15 protein-coding genes and 1 other RNA gene are annotated in these 21,995 nt (G+C 59.5%); 14 read left to right on the forward strand and 2 right to left on the reverse strand.

Annotated elements, in window-relative coordinates; translation table 11 throughout:
• Nucleotides 1-194: 194 nt before the first annotated feature.
• Nucleotides 195-291: signal recognition particle sRNA small type (gene ffs, locus HMPREF2879_RS00255), an RNA gene on the reverse strand.
• A gap of 217 nt (nucleotides 292-508) precedes the next feature.
• Between ffs and HMPREF2879_RS00260 the strand changes: the two genes are divergently transcribed.
• From HMPREF2879_RS00260 to purL, 9 genes are all read left to right on the forward strand, one after another.
• Nucleotides 509-3,316 carry a DNA polymerase III subunit gamma and tau gene (locus HMPREF2879_RS00260; protein ID WP_070634546.1) on the forward strand — a complete coding sequence of 936 codons (2,808 nt, stop codon included), beginning with the start codon at nucleotides 509-511 and terminating at the stop codon, nucleotides 3,314-3,316.
• A 178-nt stretch (nucleotides 3,317-3,494) separates the two neighbouring features.
• Nucleotides 3,495-4,673, forward strand: a complete 1,179-nt coding sequence (gene recR, locus HMPREF2879_RS00265) for a recombination mediator RecR (protein WP_049346641.1) — start codon at nucleotides 3,495-3,497, stop codon at nucleotides 4,671-4,673.
• A 210-nt stretch (nucleotides 4,674-4,883) separates the two neighbouring features.
• A complete protein-coding gene (locus HMPREF2879_RS00270) occupies nucleotides 4,884-6,179 on the forward strand; it encodes an aspartate kinase (RefSeq protein WP_049346639.1) in 1,296 nt (431 codons plus the stop codon).
• 220 nt (nucleotides 6,180-6,399) lie between these two features.
• Nucleotides 6,400-6,864, forward strand: a complete 465-nt coding sequence (locus HMPREF2879_RS00275) for an excisionase family DNA-binding protein (protein ID WP_005507190.1) — start codon at nucleotides 6,400-6,402, stop codon at nucleotides 6,862-6,864.
• A complete protein-coding gene (locus tag HMPREF2879_RS00280) occupies nucleotides 6,858-7,517 on the forward strand; it encodes a PIN domain-containing protein (RefSeq protein ID WP_005507191.1) in 660 nt (219 codons plus the stop codon). Before HMPREF2879_RS00275 ends, HMPREF2879_RS00280 begins: the two co-directional genes overlap by 7 nt.
• 52 nt (nucleotides 7,518-7,569) lie before the next feature.
• Nucleotides 7,570-8,520: a 3-methyladenine DNA glycosylase gene (locus HMPREF2879_RS00285; RefSeq protein ID WP_070634547.1), complete on the forward strand. Its 951-nt coding sequence runs from the start codon at nucleotides 7,570-7,572 to the stop codon at nucleotides 8,518-8,520.
• Nucleotides 8,521-8,642: 122 nt separating this feature from the next.
• The gene (purS, locus tag HMPREF2879_RS00290) at nucleotides 8,643-8,894 is read left to right on the forward strand and encodes a phosphoribosylformylglycinamidine synthase subunit PurS (protein ID WP_005507194.1); all 252 of its coding nucleotides are present in this window, start codon (nucleotides 8,643-8,645) and stop codon (nucleotides 8,892-8,894) included.
• A gap of 5 nt (nucleotides 8,895-8,899) precedes the next feature.
• Nucleotides 8,900-9,712 carry a phosphoribosylformylglycinamidine synthase subunit PurQ gene (purQ, locus tag HMPREF2879_RS00295; protein WP_049333966.1) on the forward strand — a complete coding sequence of 271 codons (813 nt, stop codon included), beginning with the start codon at nucleotides 8,900-8,902 and terminating at the stop codon, nucleotides 9,710-9,712.
• 25 nt (nucleotides 9,713-9,737) lie between these two features.
• Complete coding sequence (gene purL, locus HMPREF2879_RS00300) at nucleotides 9,738-12,056, forward strand: phosphoribosylformylglycinamidine synthase subunit PurL (protein ID WP_049342718.1); 2,319 nt, start codon at nucleotides 9,738-9,740, stop codon at nucleotides 12,054-12,056.
• Between the two features lie 139 nt (nucleotides 12,057-12,195).
• Here the strand turns inward: purL and HMPREF2879_RS00305 are convergent, their stop codons facing one another.
• Nucleotides 12,196-12,858: a biliverdin-producing heme oxygenase gene (locus HMPREF2879_RS00305; RefSeq protein WP_070541844.1), complete on the reverse strand. Its 663-nt coding sequence runs from the start codon at nucleotides 12,856-12,858 to the stop codon at nucleotides 12,196-12,198.
• A 237-nt stretch (nucleotides 12,859-13,095) separates the two neighbouring features.
• On the opposite strand from HMPREF2879_RS00305, the gene HMPREF2879_RS00310 reads away from it, so the two are divergent.
• From HMPREF2879_RS00310 to HMPREF2879_RS00330, 5 genes are all read left to right on the forward strand, one after another.
• Nucleotides 13,096-15,504 (forward strand): HtaA domain-containing protein, encoded by a 2,409-nt coding sequence (locus HMPREF2879_RS00310; RefSeq protein WP_070634548.1) that lies wholly within the window; start codon nucleotides 13,096-13,098, stop codon nucleotides 15,502-15,504.
• A 186-nt stretch (nucleotides 15,505-15,690) separates the two neighbouring features.
• Nucleotides 15,691-16,854: a heme/hemin ABC transporter substrate-binding protein gene (locus HMPREF2879_RS00315; RefSeq protein WP_070634549.1), complete on the forward strand. Its 1,164-nt coding sequence runs from the start codon at nucleotides 15,691-15,693 to the stop codon at nucleotides 16,852-16,854.
• Nucleotides 16,854-17,933: a FecCD family ABC transporter permease gene (locus HMPREF2879_RS00320; RefSeq protein WP_049340275.1), complete on the forward strand. Its 1,080-nt coding sequence runs from the start codon at nucleotides 16,854-16,856 to the stop codon at nucleotides 17,931-17,933. Before HMPREF2879_RS00315 ends, HMPREF2879_RS00320 begins: the two co-directional genes overlap by 1 nt.
• Nucleotides 17,930-18,700 carry a heme ABC transporter ATP-binding protein gene (locus HMPREF2879_RS00325; protein WP_049353419.1) on the forward strand — a complete coding sequence of 257 codons (771 nt, stop codon included), beginning with the start codon at nucleotides 17,930-17,932 and terminating at the stop codon, nucleotides 18,698-18,700. The genes HMPREF2879_RS00320 and HMPREF2879_RS00325 overlap by 4 nt, the downstream gene beginning before the upstream one ends.
• A 241-nt stretch (nucleotides 18,701-18,941) precedes the next feature.
• Nucleotides 18,942-21,500 (forward strand): HAD-IC family P-type ATPase, encoded by a 2,559-nt coding sequence (locus HMPREF2879_RS00330; RefSeq protein WP_070634550.1) that lies wholly within the window; start codon nucleotides 18,942-18,944, stop codon nucleotides 21,498-21,500.
• The last annotated feature ends 495 nt before the right edge of the window (nucleotides 21,501-21,995 follow it).

A 21,995-nucleotide genomic window follows, 5' to 3' on the forward strand; every position in this document is an offset into this window, starting at 1 on the left:
GTTTTCTACGCATTGCGTAGGCAACAAATAAAACTTTACTACGCTTTTGCGAAACGTGCAAGCCCTGGATGGGAAAAGTAACAGAAAGCACATTTGTGGTTGCTTGTGTCCTCGCTTTTGGACGAGGCGCAGGCGGAGCGGGCACGTAGTGCATATGACGGGTGCGAGCTACCCAGGTACCCGTTTTTGGGTAAAAAAAAGACCTCCTACGCACCCGTCATAGCTCGAATACCCTTGCTACCTTCCGGTCCTGGGGGAGTTTTCCAAGATAACGCCACGTAAGAGGCAAGAACCAGTGTACCGGATTTTTGGGTTCTTGGGAATTCGGTGCGTCCGCGGTATTTCTGTGAGCGTACTTGCTACCCGGGTAAGCGTCCATAGTAGGTGTCACGGTGGCGGTGGTGCGGTGACGTGTTCGCCGGTGACTGTCGGCCACTCGGGCTGAGGGGTAAAGCGTCTAAAATGGTAGGGATTGTCCTATCCGCACCCCCGAGTTGAAGAGGTTGCCGTGAGCACTGCCCTTTATCGTCGTTATCGCCCCGAGACCTTTGCTGAGGTTATCGGGCAGGAGCACGTGACCGAACCTCTTATGGTCGCTTTGGAGAAGAACCGTGTGAATCACGCGTACCTGTTTTCGGGTCCGCGTGGTTGCGGTAAGACCACGTCGGCGCGTATTTTGGCGCGTTGTTTGAACTGTGCGCAGGGTCCGACTCCTACTCCGTGTGGTGTGTGCGATTCGTGCCGTGAGCTCTCGCGTGATGGTGGCGGTTCCCTTGACGTGATTGAGATGGACGCGGCGAGCCACGGCGGTGTGGATCATGCCCGTGATTTGCGTGAGCGCGCTACTTTGGCGCCGGTGCGTGACCGTTACAAGATCTTCATTATTGATGAGGCGCATATGGTGACCCGTGAGGGTTTCAATGCGCTGCTGAAGATTGTGGAGGAGCCGCCGGAGCACGTGAAGTTTATCTTCGCGACGACTGAGCCGAATAAGGTGTTGGGTACGATTCGTTCGCGTACTCACCATTACCCGTTCCGTCTGGTTCCGCCGGAGGTTCTTCTGCCGTTCCTGCAGGGTCTGTGCGATCAGGAGCAGGTGGCCGTTGAGCCTGGCGTGCTGCAGCTGGTGATTCGTGCTGGCGGCGGTTCGGTGCGTGATTCGCTGTCGATTCTTGATCAGCTGATGGCTGGTGCATCGTCGCAGAACGGTATTGAGTATGACCGTGCGGTGGCGCTACTGGGTTATACCCACGCGCAGCTTCTGGATGAGGTCATTGAGGCGTTGGGTGCGAAGGATGCGCCGACTCTCTTTGGTGCGGTGTCTCGTGTGGTGGCTACCGGTCAGGATCCTCGCCGTTTTGTGGAGGATCTGCTGGAGCGTCTGCGTGATTTGATTGTGGTGAAGGCTGTTCCGCAGGCTGCCGGCCAGATTTTGCAGGGTGTTCCGCAGGATCAGCTGGAGCGCCTGGCCGCTCAGGCTCAGGCGCTGACCGAGCGCGAACTGACCCTGGCGGCGGGAACCGTCAACGATGCACTGAACGGTATGACGGGCACCGCTAACCCGCAGCTTCAGCTGGAGTTGCTGTGCGCCCGCCTGCCTCTGCCGGTGGAGGAGGGCTCGGCGAACGGCGCGGAGGTTGCGGCGCTGGCCTCGCGCCTGCAGGTGTTGGAGCGTCGCGTGGCCGCCGGTGGTTCCGCCCCGGCAAGCGTGCAGACCGGTTCTCAGGCTGGTTCTCAGGCCCCGGCAGGTATGTCGGCCGCGCGTGCGGCGGGCATGGCTGCGGCAGGCCTGACCCCTAAGACTCAGGCGCCTAACGCGCAGGCTCCTAGCGCCCCGGTTCAGGAGGCGGCTCAGCCCGCGCAGCAGGTAGCCCCTCAGCGGGGCGGCTCTCAGCAGGCTAGCGCGGGTGCTCCCCCGCTGGCAGGTGCGCCCCTTAGTGCTGCACCTCTGGCACCGACCGCGCAGGAGTCCGCACCTGCGGCTGGTGCTCCCCTAGCGGGTAACGCCCCGGCGACACCGGATACCCCCGCTTCTTCTGTAGCTGATGCCGCTGCGGCGGGTGCCCCCTCCGCGCCTCTGAAGCTTGACCCGAACGATCCCCTGGCGGCGGTTCAGGGTAATTGGCGCGCCATCCTTAACCGAATGAGCGTTCCCGGTGCGGCGGATCAGCTGATGAAGGTTCGCCCCGCCCGCATGGACGGCGCAACCCTGTACGTGAGCGCCGACATTGCGACTTTGCGCGCGGTCAAGGGCTTTGTGCCCGAGCTGACCGCCCGCGTGAGTGAGTTCCTGCGCCGTCAGGTGACCATTCACGCTCAGGTGGCGAAGCCCGGTGAGCAGGTCAAGCCCGCAGCTCAGCCTGCTGCTCAGCCCGCAGCGCCCAGTGCGCTCACAGCGCAGCCTGCAGTTCCCGCGACTGTTGCCCCGCAGGCGCCTCAGCAGCCGGCGCCGCTGGCTGATGGTCCGCGCGGCGGTGAGGATGCGTGGCGTCGCCACGGTCAGCCGCTGACCGGCGCAAACACCCCCGAGTCTACGAGCGTGGATGCGCCTCTGGGCGCGTGGGAGGTTGCCCCGATTCCGCAGAGCGCCCCCGAGGAAGCACCTCAGCAGGCTGCCCCGGCTGTACCGGCTACGCCGCAGGCACCGGCTGGTCCGCTTGCGCCTGAGCCCCCGGCAGCCCAGCAGGTTCCGGCTGGTCAACAAGTTCCGGCAGCTCAGCAGGTTCCGGTTGCTCCGGCGGGCGGTTTTGGTGAGCGTGATTCCTTTGCGGCCTCCGGTAGTGGAGTTCCGCAGCAGGAGAGCGCTACTGAACCCCAGCATGTACAAGAGCCCCCGTTCTCGCAGGAGCCCCCTCACATGGAGGAACCTCCGTATGAGGAGGAGCCCCCTTTTGAGGATGAGCCTGCCTACGCTGAACCGGTTGAGGCACCCACCGCGCCCGCAATGCCTGCTCAGCCTGTAGCACCGGCAGGCCCACTTGCTACTCCGGTTGAGCCTGCTGGTCCGCTCGCTACTCCGGTTGAGCCTGCTGGTCCGTTGGCAGAGGCACCGCAGGCGGCACCGGCTGATACTGCTCCGGCAAGCGATGAGAAGCCCGCAGCACAGGCTTCTAACGCACCTGCCACACCGATTCCTAGCGCGCCGATTCCTAGCGCACCGGCGGCACCGGCTCACCCGGCACGCGCCGCGTCCGATGAGGACTACGTCTCTGAGGATGACGAGAAGGTCGAAAACAGCACCTTCATCGGTCTGCGCGCTATCGAAAAAATTATTGGTGGCACCGTCATCGACGAACGCCCCCTGCACCAGCCCTAATCCAGGGTTGTAGGTGCCGCGCCCGCCATCGCACCGATGGCGGGCGCACTCATTCCAGCCGCATACTCGCTACGCGAAACGCCCCTAAACTGTCAGGGTTTGGGTGCATACTCATAACGTCGCCCAAGAACAGCGCACCAACGCACCAGCACAACACACCGCACCTGAAGGAGAAGCCATGTACGAGGGAGCAGTTCAAAACCTCATTGACGAGCTCGGCCGCCTGCCGGGCGTGGGCCCCAAGTCGGCTCAGCGCATCGCTTTTCACATTCTGAATGCGGATGCTGCCGATATGGCGCGCCTAGCCAACGCCATTTCCACGGTGAAGACCAGCGTCAGCTTCTGTGAGGAGTGCGGTAACGTCTCCGAGACGAAGCTGTGCACAATCTGTCGTGATGAGCGCCGCGACCCGTCCGTGCTGTGTGTGGTCGAAGAATCGAAGGACGTGGTGGCGATTGAGCGCACCCGTTCCTTTACCGGCCGCTACCATGTGCTCGGCGGCGCTATTAACCCGCTGGCGGGTGTGGGCCCGGAGCAGCTGCGTATTCGTGAGCTAGTGTCCCGCCTGGCGGATGAGCGTATCCAAGAGATTATTCTGGCGATGGACCCGAATCTTGAGGGTGAGGCGACCGCAACCTACCTCTCGCGCATGCTCGTGCCACTGGGTGTGCGTCTGTCGCGTCTCGCGTCGGGTCTACCGGTCGGTGGCGACCTGGAGTACGCGGACGAGATTACCCTGGGCCGCGCGCTGGAGGGCCGCCGCGTCATTAGCGAGGGCACGGCGGTGGCTCATACTGCCGCCGAGGATTTTGAGCGCGTGAACCGTGAGGAGGAGCAGGAGCGTGAGCAGGCGGCTCAGGTTCAGGCTCAGGAGGCGAAGCAGAGTCGTCGCCGCTGGAATTCGAGCATGTTTGATGACCTGGATTCTGCCGTTTCTGCCCCGGAGGCGCCCGCCGGCGTGCAGGGCACCGTGGATGAGCAGCTGATTGAGCAGGTTCTGCAGGAAGCTGAGGAATCCGGCAACAAGGAATCCGGCGAGGAAGAATCCGGTGACGAGGAATCCCGCCCTGAGGGCTCCCCTGCCAATTCTGGTGCGGTCTCTACGTCTGAAGCCACAGAATCCGCCCCTGACCTGGGCGAAGACTCCGGCGAGGAGGCTCTGGCGAGCGCCGCCTCCGAACCCGCCTCCGAACCGGTTGAAGCACCCGTAGCCGAGCAGTCGGAAGATGCTCCGGAAGTGTTCCGCACCCCCGATTATGAGGAGAAGATCCGCTCGATTCAGAACGCCCCGTTGCGCACCCCGAAGCCGGATGTTCCGCCGCTGCCGGGTGTCACGTACGTGAACCCGTGGACCTAAAAACTCACCTCCGCAGGCTCTTGGTACCTGCTCCCGAGTGAGAGCCGCACCCGCCTCCGCATCCCGCGTCACCGCCGTGTAACACTACGTAATATTTCACGGGGCAATACATACGGGTGCACAGTTCGCCGCTTGCGCTGAACGCCGTCTACTATAAATGAGGAGCCGGCGTCTGCCGGTAGCACACAAGTAACTGACCTGGAGATATCAATGAGCCTGATCGTCCAAAAGTTCGGCGGTTCCTCCGTAGCTGATGCGGAGGGCGTAAAGCGCGTTGCCCGCCGCGTCGTGGACACTCAGAAGGCAGGTAACGATGTGGTCGTCGTGGTGTCCGCTATGGGTGACACCACCGATGAGCTGCTCGACCTTGCCGCAGAGGTCACCAGCAATGTCACTCCTTCCCGTGAGCTGGACATGCTGCTGACCGCCGGTGAACGCATTTCAACTGCCATCCTGTCGATGGCTATTAACGACCTGGGTGCTAAGGCCCAGTCTTTCACTGGTTCTCAGGCTGGCATGATTACCGACGGCGTGCACGGTTCTGCACGTCTGGTGGAGGTCAACCCGGAGCGTATCCGTGAGTCGATTGAGGCCGGAAATATTGCGATTGTGGCCGGTTTCCAGGGTATGAACCGTCAGAGCGGCGATATTACGACTCTGGGCCGCGGCGGTTCTGATACGACTGCTGTTGCTCTGGCTGCTGCTCTGAACGCTGATGTGTGCGAGATTTACTCGGATGTGGACGGCGTTTTCACTGCCGACCCGCGCATCGTGCCGACCGCGCACAAGCTGGATACCATCACCAGTGAAGAGATGCTGGAGATGGCGGCGAACGGTGCGAAGATTCTGCACCTGCGCAGTGTTGAGTATGCTCGTCGTTTTAATTTGAAGCTTCACGTGCGTTCTTCGTTCTCTAACCTTGAAGGCACTATTGTGGTTCCGGAGGAGTCCGCGGAACTGACCCCCACCCATCTGAAGGAGATTCCCTTGGAGCAGCCCCTGATTTCTGGTGTCGCGCATGATCGCACCCGCGCAAAGATTACTGTTGTTGGTGTTCCGGATGTTCCCGGTTCGGCCGCTAAGGTGTTCGGTCTGATTAATGAGGCGAAGGTGAACCTGGACATGATCGTTCAGAACGTGCCGACTGACCGCCCCGGCGTGACCGATATTTCCTTCACCCTGGATCAGGATCAGGGCCCCACCGCGCTGAAGGCGCTGGAGGATGCCAAGGCCGAGCTGGGCTTCCAGGAGGTTATCTACAACGAGTCGGTCGGCAAGCTGTCGCTGGTTGGCGCGGGCATGAAGACCAACCCCGGCGTTTCGTTCACTTTCTTTGAGGCCCTGTCTAACGCTGGCGTGAACATTGACATGATTTCGACTTCTGAGATTCGTATTTCGGTGATTACTGAGCTGAGCAAGCTGGATGAGGCTGTTCGCGCGGTGCACACTGCGTTCGGTCTGGATGCTGAGGGCGAGGCTACTGTTTACGGTGGTACTGGCCGCTAGGGTTTAGCTCGTTTGTGGGCTGTACGCTTCGGGAGGGGCGGTGCTGGGTTTTCTCAGCACCGCCCCTCCCCTTTTCTGTTTACAAATGAAATAACTGAAACACTTTACAGTTATTTCAGATACAAGGTAGAGTTATAGCTACTGGACTACATTTTGCGAGGTTCTAACTTACTTGAGCTAAGCACCAAATGCAATCCAGTAATACAAGGAAGGAACAAAGATGCCCAACACCCAACTCCTGCAGGAGGAAACCCTTAATCAAGCCCAAACCGAAGCAAAAAAGCTACTCGGGGACTCAAACGAAACTGCCGTTACTCTGACCGTTTCAGGGAATGAAAGCCAGGAAATCGGTGATGCGCTTAGCCAAGTTATTCAACAGGTTTTGCATGCTTTAGCACAGGGCCAGCGCATCGAGATTCAGACCAGCCCACAGTACTTGACCACTACTATGGCAGCTCGTCGCATTGGCATCTCACGCCCGACCCTTATGAAGGCTATTCGTTCCGGCGAGCTCCCCGCGTTCAAAGTAGGAAGCCATTTCCGCATCCGCACCGGGGACGCAGAAGTTTTCCGCAAGACCCTTTTGGAGAAGACCATCGCGCAGAAGGAACAAGCTCTCAAAGATCTTTGGAAATTTGAGGAAGAGAACAATCTCAACGACATTATCGGAGGACCTGCGTGGTAAAAGAGAGCACATTATCAGATGCTGAATCTGTCCTACTGGATACGAACATTCTGATGTCTAAGACTCTTCGCGATTGGATTCTCCTTTTGACAAAGGAGAGTGACTACAGATTTTTCGCTCCATACGTATCCACCGGAATCATGGATGAGTTTGGATACCACACACGCCGAAAGGACCCAATGATTCATGATGCAAAAATTGAGAAATGGAAACAACAAATCCTGACATCCTGCAAGTCCCTAATCGCAGGTTTCCCTGTTGAACCAGTTGCTGGCTTTCCCGATATAAACGATCTTCATGTGCATGCTGCCGCCCAACACGGCGGCATGCACGCATTAGTCACCGATGACCGCAAACTGCTCGATTATGCTTCCACGGAAGAAGCTCAGAATATTCAAAATTATGAGACACTCAGCGCGGATGATTTTCTGATGCAATTCACCGAATACGCTCATCCCTCCTTATTTGCCGAGGTCTATCTTTCCCAGGAATCTTATGCTCACTCTAAGGGATTCACGGAGACTGATATTCCTCGCGCACTTGAACGAGCAGGAGCGGGTCAATTTGCCCGTTATCTTCGGACTGCAGTGATTAATAGCCCACAGTTTGACGATTATGAACGTGAGTTTAAAGCCCGGTCTTCTAGTAACTAGATAGACATTGCTACGTCCACTACCTTGTCACAGCATCGTTTAGGCTAGAAGCATGAGTAGTGTTGTGTTTTCCCAGGTGATGGATGCCCGCGAATGGCGTGCCGCCGCTGCCGCCCATGAGGCGCGTGCCGGCCGCTACGCCGACCCGTTTGCGCAGCGTCGCGCCCGCCACGAAGTGCACCCCGTGGAGGACTTCCTCTTCACCTACTACACGCTCAAGCCCGGCCAGTTTAAGCGCTGGCACCCCGGCGCCGGCATCATCCTGCTGGATGCGCCCGAGCGCGCCTCCTGGCGTTTTTACCGACCCGCCACCGAGCAGGAGCTCCTTGACGCTGGCTGCACCCTGCAGGTTGCGCGCGCCCAGGCGGATGCCGCCTCCGCCGTCACCGTGGACGTCACCGACTTCGTGGAGCGCCGCGCCACCGCCCTCGCCTTCACCCACGAGATCCTGCGTAACACGGCCGCAAAGAAGGGCCAGTTCGGTTGCTTCGGCATGCACGAGTGGGCGATGGCGTACAAGTCGGTGGAGAACAATATCCGCCACGACTACCTACAGCTGCGCCTGGGTGCGGAGGGCACGGACCGCGTGGTGGAGGAGCACCGCATCCGCTGCTCGCACTTTGATGCGTTCCGTTTCTTCATGCCGCAGGCGGCACCGTTGAACGAGCTGCAGCCGACCCGCGAGACGCAGCGCGTCCTGGAGCAGCCCGCGTGCCTGCACGCGAATATGGACGTGTACAAGTGGGCGTACAAGCTGCTGCCGCTGGTTGATTCAACCCTGGTCATGGATTGCTTCGATCTAGCCTGGGATGCGCGTGAGCTGGACATGCGCGCGGCCCCCTACGAGATTCGTGCGTGGGGCTACGAGCCAATTCCCGTGGAGACGGCCGAGGGTAAGGCAGAGTACGTGCGTATTCAGCGTGAGCTGTCCGAGCGTTCGATTGGTCTGCGCGAGCGCCTGCTGGAGGTGTGCGCACGCTATCTTCCGCCCCTCGAGGCGTAAAAGACGTGATTCGAGCCTCTTAGGGTATCCACCGACCGGACGCATACCCCCGTTACGGTCGTTAGTACGGTAAGATGAGATACGGCTCATACAGAACCCACGCACCCAAGGAGTGCCCACACATGGCCCGTATTGTTGTTGATGTTATGCTCAAGCCCGAAATTCTTGACCCGCAGGGTAAGGCTATTTCTCACGAGCTGCCCCGTATCGGTGTTGATTCCTTCGTGGATGTTCGCCAGGGCAAGCGCTTCGAGCTGACCGTCGAGGGTGAGGCTACTGAGGAGCACCTCGCAGCTGCCCGCAAGGCTGCTGAGGAGCTGCTGTCCAACCCCGTGATTGAAGACGTCGTGAACGTTTCGGTTCTGGAGGACTAGTACCTATGGCAGAGTCTCTCGCACCTACTGAAGTCCCCCTGGTTGGCGACTTTTCTACTTCCGCCCCGAACCCCGCCTTCGCTGATGCACGCGTTGGCGTGGTGACTTTCCCCGGCACCCTGGATGACCGTGACGCTGCGCGTGCTGTCCGTCTGGCTGGCGGTACCGTCGTCGAGCTGTGGCACGACGACGCTGATCTGAAGAATGTTGATGCCGTCATTATTCCCGGTGGTTTCTCCTACGGTGACTACCTGCGTGCCGGCGCTATTGCCGCGAAGGCTCCCGTGATGCGTTCGGTGATTGATGCCGCTAACGCTGCCGGTACCTCCGGTTCTTCGCCCCTGCCTGTTCTGGGTATTTGCAATGGTTTTCAGATTCTGACCGAGTCTCACCTGCTGCCCGGTTCGATGATTAAGAACGATCACCGCAAGTTCATTTGCCGTGACCAGGTTCTGCGTATTGAGAACAACACCACCTCCTGGACCAGCAACTACGCTGCCGGCCAGGAGATTGTTGTTCCGCTGAAGAACCAGGACGGCCAGTACGTTGCGGATGCTAAGACCCTGGAGGCCCTGGAGGCTGAGGGTCGCGTGGTGTTCCGCTACGTTGGCTTCAACCCGAACGGTTCCCGTAACGATATTGCCGGTATTACCAACGAGCGCGGTAACGTAGTCGGCCTGATGCCGCACCCGGAGCACGCTGTGGAGCCGGGCTTCGGTCCTTCGTCCTCCGGTTTCGGTTCGGTGTCCCTGCGCGGTGGCGCCGATGGTCTCGGCGTGTTCACCTCGGTTCTTTCCAACCTGATTAACGCCCGCTAACGCACGACAAGGATTCTAAGAAGTTATGAGCGAAAAGCAGTTTAACCTCGACACCGTCGAGCACGCGGCGGCAACCCCGGACACCGAACTCCCCTGGGCCGAGCTGGGCCTGAAGGAGAACGAGTTCGAGGACATTAAGGAGATTCTGGGCCGCCGCCCCACCGCGGCTGAGCTGGCAATGTACTCGGTCATGTGGTCCGAGCACTGCTCCTACAAGTCTTCTAAGGTTCATCTGAAGCAGTTCGGTGCGAAGGTCACCGATGAGATGAAGAAGGACCTGATGGTCGGTATCGGTGAGAACGCCGGTGTGACCGACATTGGTGACGGCTGGGCCGTGACCTTCAAGATTGAGTCCCACAACCACCCCTCGTACGTGGAGCCCTACCAGGGTGCCGCTACCGGTGTGGGCGGTATTGTGCGTGACATTATTTCGATGGGTGCCCGCCCGATTGCGGTGATGGATCCGTTGCGTTTCGGCGCGATTGATCACCCCGACACCGCTCGCGTGGTTGGCGGCGTGGTTGCCGGTATCGGTGGCTACGGTAACTCCCTGGGCCTGCCGAACATCGGCGGCGAGGTTGAGTTCGATGCCTGCTACCAGGCAAACCCGCTGGTCAACGCGTTGGCTGTGGGCATTATGCGTCACGAGGACATCCGCCTGGCGAACGCATCGGGTGTGGGCAACAAGGTTGTCCTCTTTGGTGCGCGCACCGGTGGCGACGGCATCGGCGGTGCGTCGGTGCTGGCTTCGGAGTCCTTCGATGACACCAAGCCCTCGAAGCGTCCCGCCGTTCAGGTGGGCGACCCCTTCGCTGAGAAGGTTCTGATTGAGTGCTGCCTGGAGCTGTTCAAGGGCTCCGTGGTTGAGGGTATTCAGGACCTGGGCGCTGCGGGTATTTCCTGCGCAACCAGCGAGCTGGCTTCTAACGGTGAGGGCGGCATGCACGTCGACCTGACCAAGGTTCTGCTACGTGACCCCACCCTGACCCCGGGCGAGATTCTGATGTCCGAGTCTCAGGAACGCATGATGGCTGTTGTCTCCCCCGAGAACGTGGAGCGTTTCGAAGCGATCATGAACAAGTGGGGTGTGGAGTACTCCTTCCTCGGTGAGGTGACCGACTCCGGCCGCCTGGTCATCGAGTGGGACGGCGAGGTCATCGTGGATGTTGACCCCCGCACCGTCGCACACGACGGCCCCACCTACGAGCGTCCCTACGCACGCCCCGAGTGGCAGGACGACGTCCAGGCTAACCACTTCACCGGTTCGGCTGCTGACGACTCCCGCCCGCGTGGTGAGGAGCTGGGTGAGGCAATCAAGGCGTTCATGGCGTCCCCGAACATGTGCTCCAAGTCCTGGATCACCAACCAGTACGACCGCTACGTTCAGGGCAACACCGCCCTGTCCATGCCGGACGACGGCGGTGTGGTGCGCGTGGACGAGAACACCAACCTCGGTGTTGCCCTGGCGACCGACGCCTCCCCGCGTTTCACCTACCTGGATCCGTACGAGGGTGCTCGCGCGTCCTTGGCTGAGGCGTACCGTAACGTTGCGACCGTTGGTGCACGCCCCGTGGCTGTGTCTGACTGCCTGAACTTCGGTTCTCCCGAGGACCCGGACGTCATGTGGCAGTTCGCTGAGGCTGTTCGCGGCCTGGCTGATGGCTGCATGGAGCTGGGTGTTCCGGTGACCGGCGGTAACGTGTCCCTGTACAACCAGACCGGTGGTAAGGCTATTAACCCGACCCCCGTGGTGGCGATGATGGGCGTTATGGATGACGTCACCCGCCGCACCCCTTCGGGTTGGGCTTCTGAGCATGACGGTCAGGCTATTTACCTGCTGGGCACCACCCGCGATGAGCTGGACGGCTCCGAGTGGGCTCGTTTCAAGGGTCACTTGGGCGGTCAGCCGCCGAAGGTTGATCTGGCTCTGGAGCGTCAGCTGGGTGACATGCTGGTGAACATGTCTCGTGACGGCATGATTGATGCCGCTCACGACGTGTCTGCTGGTGGTCTGGCTGCTGCTTTGTCGGAGGCTTGCCTGCGTTTCAACACCGGTGCCCGCATTGGTCTGGGTGAGGTTGCTGAGCGTGACGGTCTGGACCTGTTCACCCTGCTGTTCTCGGAGTCCCTGGGCCGCGTTGTGGTTTCGGTTCCGCGTTCTGAGGAGGTGCGCTTCAAGGATATGTGCACCGCTCGCCAGTTCCCCTTCGCACGTATTGGTGTGGTGGATGCTGAGTCGAACGCTCTGGACTTCCAGGATGAGGTTTCCATTGACCTGGATGAGCTGCGTGCAGCTCACGAGGGTACTCTTGCAGCTCACTTCGGTGAGGTTGCGAAGGGCTAGTCTTCGGCTAGTTTGAGACTAATGCCGAAAGGGGCGGATGCTTGTGAAAGCATCCGCCCCTTTTGTTATGCCCGCGGGCTTGTGCATTGAGCGGTGAGAGGTTGTGCGTTGAGGCGTTCTGTTGATGCGCGTTCTGGGTTTATGCCTCGGCGACCTTGCGGCCCAGCTGCGCGAACAGGGAGGCGTTGATGCGGAAGCCTTCGATGCACTCTTCGATGAGGGCTTCACGCTGCTCGTCGGTCAGGGGTGCGTTGTCGAGCAGTTCGCGGTAGCCGTCCTTGAAGACCTTGGGCTTGGGCAGTTCGGTGAAGCGGTACATGCTCAGCGCTTCTGCGGGGATGCCGTAGTGGCGGGTGACCAGCGCTGCGACTGCCTGGCCGCCGGAGAGGTCGCCGAGATAGCGCAGGTAGTGGTGGGCCAGGTAGCGTTCGGGGGAGTTGATGGTGGCGCGGATACGCTCTACGTATTCTGCGGTTGCGGGCAGGGGCGCGTCGATGTCGCCGTCCTGACCGAGTGCGCGGATATCTGCGCGGATGTATTCTGCGCGGTCGAGGCCGGGGTGGGTGAAGGGGTCGGTGATGGGGTTGGGTTCTGCGCGGTAGTGTTCGGAGACTGCTTCGAGTGCTTCGTAGATGTGCACGTACTGGTTGATGAGGCGCAGGTATGCCTCGGTGTTGAGGGAGCCGCCCATGAGGTCTTCCATGAAGGTGGAATGTTCGGCGTTGTCGTGGACGTGCTTGGTGCTTTCCTTCAGGTGTGCGGAGAAGCGTTCCTGGGTGGTTTCGGGGGCGATCACGGTCATTGTGAGTTCCTAAAGTGACTTGTGGGTGAACAATAAATGTTTTAGTGACACAATGTCACCAAAACCTGATAATGACATATTGTCACCAAAAACCGGTTTTGGCAATAGTTTTCAAAAAACTTTTGCTAAGGTAAACCTTATGCACAAGTCACCCTAGGCATTAAGTTACACAAACATAGGCTAATAGGTCTAGACTTGATACGAACACCACAATCACAAAATTCAAGGAGACACCGAATGTCTACCCCCTCTCTCACCAAGCGCACCTGGGCGTTCTTGGCTTCGGCAACCATCGGCCTCAGCGGCGTCGCCGGCGTACCCGCAGCCTTCGCAGCTGAAACCAACTCCCACATCAGCGCCGGTGAGGTTGCCGCAGCCTCAGAGCAGAGCCTGCAGGACGTCACCGTCAACTGGGGCCTGAAGAAGTCCTTCCGCTCCTACATCAACGGCCCCTTCTCCCAGGGCTCCCAGAAGCTGACCGGCGTCACCACCAACGAAGACGGCTCCTACCACTTCACCGCCGCCGAAGGCACCGTAGCCAACGGCGAATACTCGGTCACCTTCACCGGCTCCTCGATTCACTACACCGCACACCACGGTCTGCTGGAAGTCATCATCTCCGACCTCTCCGTCACCATTAAGGACGGCGTGGGCACCGTGCGCGCCAATATTCAGTCGCGCCCCTACAACGGCAACACCACCCCGAATGACCTGGTCGAAACCAAGAACATGACCCTCGGCACTTTCAACGCCTCCGGTCTGAAGGTTGAGGGTAACACCATCACCCTGCCCAGCGTTGACGAGGAAAACGGCACCCGCGTCAAGCTTTCCGAAGAGGCAACCGGCGCCTTCGCGGGCTTCTACAAGGCAGGTCAGGAGCTGGATGCGCTCAGCTTCTCCGCAACCATCGTGACCAAGGAAGCACCCGCGCCGAGCCCTGAGCCCAGCACTGAGCCCAGCGCCAAGCCGACTGCAGCGCCGACCGCAGAGCCTTCCTCCGCACCGACCACTGAGGCACCCAAGCCCGCCGACCCCAAGCCCGCAGAGCCCACTTCTGCAGCACCGAGCGCAGCCCCCACGTCTGAGGCTCCCAAGCCTGCTGAGTCTTCCTCCGCGGCACCCTCCTCCCCCGCCGCAACCACCGAACCCAAGCGTGAAGAGAAGGTCACCGGCAACGTCGTCGAGTCCGGCACCCTCAGCTGGGATATTCGTGAGTCGTTCCTGAAGTACCTGACCAGCTTCGCCCACGGCTCCGTGAACGTTGACGGTCTGGAGAAGACCGCGGCAGGCGGCCTGAAGTACACTCAGGCATCCGGCGTGTACAACCCCGAGACCAAGACCGGTCAGATTAACTTTGCGGGCACCGCAGAGTTCACCGGCCACAACGGTCAGCTCAAGAGCACCATCAAGAACATGCGCCTGGTCGTCGTCAACGGTAAGGGCACCCTGGTCGCTGACGTTGACGCACTGACCCGCGACGGTAAGTCCGTTTCTAAGACCGGCCTGGCTATCGCCGAGGTGGACCTCTCCGGCGCGAGCGTAAAGGACGGCGTCTTCTCCGCACAGAACGCGGCAGTCGCACTCACCGATGAAGGCTCCGAGGTGCTCTTCGCGGGCCAGTACCGCGGTGCCGACAACGCCATGGCACCGCTGAGCTTCTCCGTAAAGCTCAGCGAGCAGACCGCGGAGAACACCGTTGAGGTTCCCCGCGTCTCTGAGAGCAAGTCCTCCGATAGCAGCTCCTCCGAGAACAAGGGTTCTGAGAACAACTCTTCCGACAACGGCTCCTCGAACTCCTCCGGTAACTCCGGCGCTAACGGCTCCGGTTCTAATGGTTCGGCAGGCACCTCCGGCAGCGTCTCTAACGGCGGTTCCTCCTCGAACGGTTCTGTCAGCAACAACCCGGCACAGCCTGTCTGCGTACCCGTCACCCGCACCCGCGAGGTGCAGGAGCAGGGCGCATCCGACGGCACCATTAAGAGCGCAAACCTTGGCTGGGGCGTGCGTGATTCCTTCCGCAACTACGTGCGCGGCGGCATCGCGAACGGTAGCTGGGAGCTGAACGGCACCTCCTACTCTTCGGATGCGTTCAACTGGTCTAACGGCACCGGCACCTTCAAGGGCGGTAAGGGTTCCATCTCCTTCAGCGGTTCGGTTCGTTTCACCGGTCACCACGGCATTCTGGACACCACCATTGCGAACCCGCGCCTTGAGATTAACGGTAATTCCGGTACTCTCTACGCGACCATGAACAGCAATGACCCCTCCGGCAAGGCAACTAACTACGGTGAGGTGGCGCTGCTGAAGGTGGATCTTTCGGGTCTGCAGAGCTCCTCTGACGCTGTGAGCGTCAACGGTGCGGCAACCACCCTGACCGTTGAGGGCGCGAAGGCGTTCGCTGGCTTCTACGACGCCGGTAAGGACATGGCTCCGCTGAGCTTCTCCGCGGCGATTAACGGCGCGAAGACCACCACCAAGACCGTGTCCGAGACCGTCTACGAGGGTGAGGGTTGCGACCCGGTCACCGGCAAGCCTCTGGCTTCCACCGGTGCCTCCGGTGTTGAGGGCACTCTGGTTGCAGGCTTCATCGCTGTTGCAGCCGGTGCGGGTACCGTCGTGTACACTCGCCGCCGCAAGAAGGCATAACGGCTTCTTTTCTAAGGACGCCCACACCGTCGGCTCGCCGCTGAGACTCGACCCTGAGACTCACCGGTGAGCCGACACGGCCCGTGCGGGGGTGCAGATTTTCACTGCACCCCCGCTTCAGGTGCCAGGTTTTACCCCGACGCCTACCCCAGTTTTTCTTAACTCCCTTTTTTCTGTGAGACGACGATGTTTTCTTCCCTTTCTTCTTCTGCCCTGAACCGCCGCGATGCAGTGAAGTATGCGGCGTTCTCCATCACTTCCGCGTTTCTGCTGAGCTCTTGCGGTGTGGGTACTCAGAACCCGGCCGCTTCTTCAAGCACTTCGCAGGCTGTGGTGGATGAGCAGAGCACCCGCACCGTTTTGGAGAACCTTGCCGATCAGCTGCGTTCTTCTATTGCCCCTGATCAGAAGGCTCTGCGCGGCCCCAATAGCGCCGCAGATACCCCCGAAATTCAGCCGATGGTCGATACCCCCACTCCGGCTTTCCCCGTGACGTTCAAGGACTTCAACGGCACCGAGGTGACCGTTAAATCCGCTGACCGTGTGCTGGCGCTGGACCTGTACGGCACTCTGGCTCAGCAGATGATTGCGCTGGGCCTGGGCGGTCGCCTGGTCGGTCGTGTCACCTCCTCGACTGAGCAGTCGCTGGCTCACCTGCCGCTGGTGACCCAGAACGGTCACGACCTGAACGCTGAGGCGATTCTGGCGACCTCCCCGGACCTGGTGCTGTGGGATAAGAGCAACGGCCCGATTGAGATTGTGGATCAGCTACGCGCAGCGGGCGTGACCGTGGTGGTCTTCGATCATGAGCGTCGTATGGATAAGATCATTCCGCAGCTCAAGGCTGTTGCGCAGGCGCTGGGTGTTCCGGAGGCGGGCGAGCAGGTTGCTGCCCGCGTGCAGAAGGACCTGGATTACGCTCTGCAGGTGCTCAAGGACGTCGCCCCGAAGGGTGCACAGCAGGTGTCGTTCGCATTCTTGTACGTGCGCGGTACCGCTGGCGTGTTCTTCGTGCTCGGTAAGGGTTCGGGCGCTGACGATTTGATTCAGGCTATTGGCGGCAAGGATGTGGCGTCTGAGCAGAACGCGACGAATATTATTCCGGCGACCAGTGAGGCGCTGGTGAAGCTGAACCCGGATGTCATTCTGACCATGAGCGGCGGCATTAAGTCCACCGGCGGTTTGGATGGTTTCTTGGCTCGCCCGGGTGTGGGTGAGACGACTGCCGGTAAGAATAAGCGCATTATCGATATGGGTGACGGCCAGATTCTGTCCTATGGCCCGAATACTCCGGCGGTGTTGCTCTCGCTGGCTAAGGCTGCGTACTCCACTCCTGCGGGGGCCCAGTAGTGGCTGCCGTGAAGAGTGCGGCGGGTGCACGGGATTATCGTGCGTCGCGTCGGCGTCGTGCCGGTCTGACGTTTACGTTTTTGGCGGTGGCACTGTGCGTTGTGATGGTGCTGTCTGCGGGTTTGGGTCAGTACAATATCCCGACTGATCAGGTGGTTGCTTCTGTGGGCCGCCGCCTGGGTCTTGCGCCGGAGAACCCGGCGATGCAGCTGGCGGATAGCACTCTGTGGAATATCCGTTTCCCGCGTGTGCTGTTGGGCGTGCTGGTGGGTGCCGCTTTGGGTACTTCCGGTGCGGTGATGCAGTCGGTGTTTGGTAACCCGTTGGCTGAGCCGGGCGTGATTGGTGTTTCCTCGGGTGCGGCGGTTGGCGCGTGTTTGTCGATTGTGTTGAACCTGCAGTTCTTCGGTATTTTCACGACTCCTGCATTCGCGTTTGTGGGTGCGTTGGCGGCTACTGCGCTGGTGTATTTCCTGTCGCGTTCTTCGGGTCGTGCGAAGGTCCTGTCGATGATTTTGACGGGTATTGCGGTGACCGCGGTGGCGAATGCGATTATTGCGTTCCTCATGTTCATTGCTGATACGACGAGCCGCGATCAGATTGTGTTCTGGCAGATGGGTTCGCTGAACGGCGCCACGTGGAAGGCTGTTGCGAGCGTGTGGCCGGTTATTCTCATCGGTTTGGTGGCGTGTTTCGTGATGGCTTCTTCGCTGGATGTTCTGGCGTTGGGTGAGCGTGCGGCGCAGCATTCGGGTGTGAACGTGGAGCGCCTACGCGCGGTGTCTATTGCGGCGACGGCTCTGTTGACCGGTGCTGCGGTGGCGTATGCGGGCATTATTGCATTTATTGGCCTGATTATTCCGCACCTGTTGCGCATGATTTTGGGTCCGTCGAATCGTGTGCTGTTGCCGGCTTCGGCATTGGGTGGCGCGCTGTTGATTGCGCTGTCTGATTTGGGTGCGCGTACGCTGGTGCCTTTTGCTGATTTGCCGATTGGTATTTTTACGGCTTTGGTGGGCGGCCCGACGTTCTTCGTGTTGTTGCGTCGTTCCCTGGGTCAGGGCGGAGGTGCTTCGTGAGTCAGTTGTTGAGCCTGTCCGGTGTGTGTTTTAACGCTGGTGGGCGCCAGATTTTGAATGATGTGTCTCTGTCTGTTGCTGCGGGCGAGGTTGTGTCGCTGATTGGTCCTAATGGTGCCGGTAAGTCGACTCTGTTGGGTGTGATTGCTGGTGATATTGCGCCCAGTAGCGGTGAGATTCTGTTGGATGGCACCCCGCTGGATTCGATTCCTGCCCGTCAGATGGCGCGTCAGCGTGCAATGCTGTTGCAGAAGTTGAATGTGGCGTTTTCGTACACGGTGCATGAGGTGGTTCAGATGGGCCGCACCCCGTGGAAGGGCACGGAGCGCGCTGAAGAGGATGACGCCGTGGTTGCTTCGATGATGGAGCGTACGTCGGTGACTCACTTGTCGGATCGCGATATTACGACTCTGTCCGGTGGTGAGAGTGGCCGTGCGCATTTGGCGCGTGTGTTTGCTCAGCAGACTCCGCTGATTCTTTTGGATGAACCGACTGCGGCGTTGGATATTACGCACCAGGAGCAGACGTTGCGGGTGAGCCGCGAGTTGGCTGCTGAGGGTGCTGCGGTGTTGACGGTGCTTCATGACTTGGATGTAGCGGCTGCGTATTCTGACCGTATGGTGTTGTTGCGTGGTGGTGAGGTGGTTGCTTCGGGTGCCCCTGAGCAGGTGTGTTCGGCGGAGTTGTTGTCTGAGGTGTATCAGCATCCGATTGAGGTGTTGAGGCATCCGGTGACGAATCGTTTGTTGATTCTGCCAGAACGCTGATTCTGCTGGCGCACTGATTTTATAGGGCGTTAGCGAACCATCCCGCAAACACTTTCCACCTCAAAATATGCCAGTATTCGCATATATTAAATCTCCGTTCTGGAATGACTGTAAATATCAGTTCATTACAGGGCGGAGATTATCTTTATCCCCTCCTGCACGGATACACTGAAAGGTAGTGTCCGCAATACTGAACTCTATTCAGTTCAGCATTCCATCCATTCGAGAAAGAGACCCCCGCATGGATCCTCAGCAGAAAACGGCAGCGCCTGCCGTTGCCGGCTACATTCCCGAATATTCTGAAACACCGCATAGCGGATCTTTCGATATTGCCCAGCACGGTTTGAGCAGCGATGATGTTGCTCGCCTGACTGCTGAAGGTAGGGTCAATACCCAGAATAATAAGTCTTCTCGCACGCTGTGGAGCATTATGCGTGCGCACCTGTTCACGGTCTTCAACTTTGTGTTGGGTGCCTGTGGTGCCGTGGTGATCATGTACCAGCGTTGGGCTGATCTGCTCTTCCTGGGGGCTGTTATCGCTAACGTGGTGATTGGTTTTGTGCAGGAGTACAAGGCGAAGCTTGAGCTGGACCGCATCTCCCTGCTGGACCGCTCCCCCGCTACTGCCGTGCGTGACGGTAAGAGCGTTGAGGTTCCGATGGAGCAGCTGGTTGAGGGTGACGTTGTCATCCTCAAGCGCGGCGATCAGGTTCCGGCGGATGCTGTTGTGCTCACCTCCGATTCTTTGGAGCTGGACGAGTCCCTGCTGACCGGTGAGAACGACCCGATTGCTAAGCGCCCCGGCGATATGGTGCTGTCGGCGTCGAGTGTGCTGGGTGGTACCGGCCGCGTCCTACTCTCTCACGTGGGTGCGAATTCTCGTGCAAGTAAGATTTCTGATGAGGCGCGCCAGTTCTCGCGTATTCAGTCTGAGCTGCGTGATGCGCTGAACCGTGTGGTCCGCTGGATTACGGTGGGTCTTGCGGTCATTATTCCTGTGGTGTCGTGGGGTCAGATTCAGGCTGCTGGTGGCCTGGAGACCGTGCAGCAGAACCACCTGTGGGAGCAGGTTTCTATTGCTGTGGTGTCCTCGGTTGCTTCGATGATTCCGCAGGGTCTGGCGCTGATGACTACTCTGGCGTTTGCGGCGGCGGCTGTGGCGCTGGGCCGTAAGCACAACATCCTGGTGCAGGAGCAGCCTGCGGTTGAGGTTCTGGCTCGTGTGGATGTGGTCTGCTTCGATAAGACCGGCACCCTGACTGAGGGTGGCGTGATTTTTGATTCGGTGCGCCCGCTGGACACCGTTGCTGAGGCTGAGGGCCCGGCTGCTGACTCTGCCGAGCACACTTCTTGGCGTGCTTCTCTGCCTGCCGGCTGGAATGAGGCGCTGGCATGGTTTGGTCACGATGAGAACGCGAACCCGACCGCTGCGGCTCTGACCGGTGGCTTCCCGGATGCTTCCTCGGCGTCGGTAAGCGGTATTGTGCCGTTCTCGTCGGCTCTGCGTTTTAGCGCGATTGAGTTTAAGGATTCGGGTGCGTGGCTTCTGGGCGCTCCGGAGGCGCTTCTCGCCAAGGGTAGCGCTGAGCGTGAGCGTGCCGCTGAGCTGGCGGCACTGGGTCTGCGCACGATGGTTTTGGCGCATGCCTCTGCGGTGGTTCGCAACGAGAAGGATGAGCCGATCCAGAAGATCCCGTCGGATGCTGCCCCGGTTCTGTTCGTGATTTTCCGTGAGAATGTGCGAGCGGATGCGCCTGAAATTGTGGAGTATTTCCACCGTCAGGGTGTGACTCTGAAGGTCTTCTCGGGTGATAACCCGTTCACTGTGGCTGCGGCTGCGAAGACTGCGGGCATGGATACGTCTGCGGGTGCGGTTGATGCTTCGACTCTGCCTGAGGACGGTCCGGAGCTTGCTGAGGCTGCGGCTACTCACAATATTTTCGGTCGTGTGTCGCCCGAGCAGAAGAAGAACATGGTGATTGCTCTGAAGGAGCGCGGCCATGTGGTGGCGATGACCGGTGACGGCATTAACGATGCTCTGGCGCTTAAGCATGCAAGCTTGGGTATTGCGATGGGTAACGCTGCTCCGGCGACGAAGGCTGTTTCTCGCCTGGTTCTGCTGGACGGTAAGTTCTCGTCTCTGCCGGCTGCGCTGGAGCAGGGCCGTCAGGTCATTACGAACATTGAGATGGTGGCGAACCTGTTCTTGACGAAGACTGGTTTCGCGATTCTTCTGGGCGTTCTGTTCAGCCTCTTCGGTTTGACTTTCCCGTTCTTGCCGCGTCAGTACTCGACTGCGGACTTCTTGATTGTGGGTGCGTCGTCCTTCGCGTTGACTCTGTTGCCGAATTCGCGCCGTTACGTGCCGGGCTTCTTGCGCCGCGTGCTGAATTACACGGTTCCGAACTCGATTATTGTGGTTGCGATGCTGTTGGCGGTGACATTCACGGCTCGTGGCATGGGTGTTGAGGATATCCGTCAGATTCAGACGGCTTCGTTCATCACCCTGGTGATGATGGGTCTGTGGAACTTGGCTGCGGTGGCTCGCCCGTTCAACCGTGCTCGTGTCCTGCTGTTTGGCGCGTTGCTTGCGGTGTTCTTCGCGGCGCTGTTCGTGCCGATTCTGGTGGAGTACCACCAGTTCGTTACTGTGCTTCCGCATCTGCTGTGGACGGCTCTGGGCGCCGGTGCTCTGGGCGCCGCGCTGATTGAGGTGAATGCGCATCGTAACCGCCGTTGGCAGAAGCGTAATTACCCTGAGTTGGAGGTTGCTCCGCTGAATTTCTTCCCGACTAAGTAGCTAGTCGGAAAGGTAGCTGCTTCGGTAGCGTGTGGGCCCCGTATCCTGTGGATGCGGGGCCCTTTCGTGTCTTCGCAAGCATCCCCTCCGTAGTGTTCCGGAATCAGCCGGAGTACTCCTACTAGCAGCACCGAGGGTGTGTCTCAGCTATCACTTGGGTGAAACATTTAACAGCTTCTGATAGCTTTTGCCTCTCACCTTGCTCTTAACCTGGGAAAACCCTTAGAGTTACAGGGAACTATTTGAGAAGGGAAACCTTCTTCAGGGTTGTTACTGGTTTGGCAGGCAAGACCTGAGTTACTCAACACCGTATGGGACGGCAGCATATATCTGCCGAGAATCCCCTCTATTTGCTGTACCGAAGCTCCATAGTGGGCACGAGTGTAGTGCTTCCGGTGGTCGAGAGACTCGGGTCTTTTGTGTTTTCTGGCCGTGTTTTCCGGGGCTTTTTCGGCCACCGCAACGTCAGGTAGGCACAGCCTCCGGCAACAACCG

It is taken from the genome of Rothia sp. HMSC069C04, from assembly GCF_001812895.1.
Lineage (GTDB): Bacteria > Actinomycetota > Actinomycetes > Actinomycetales > Micrococcaceae > Rothia.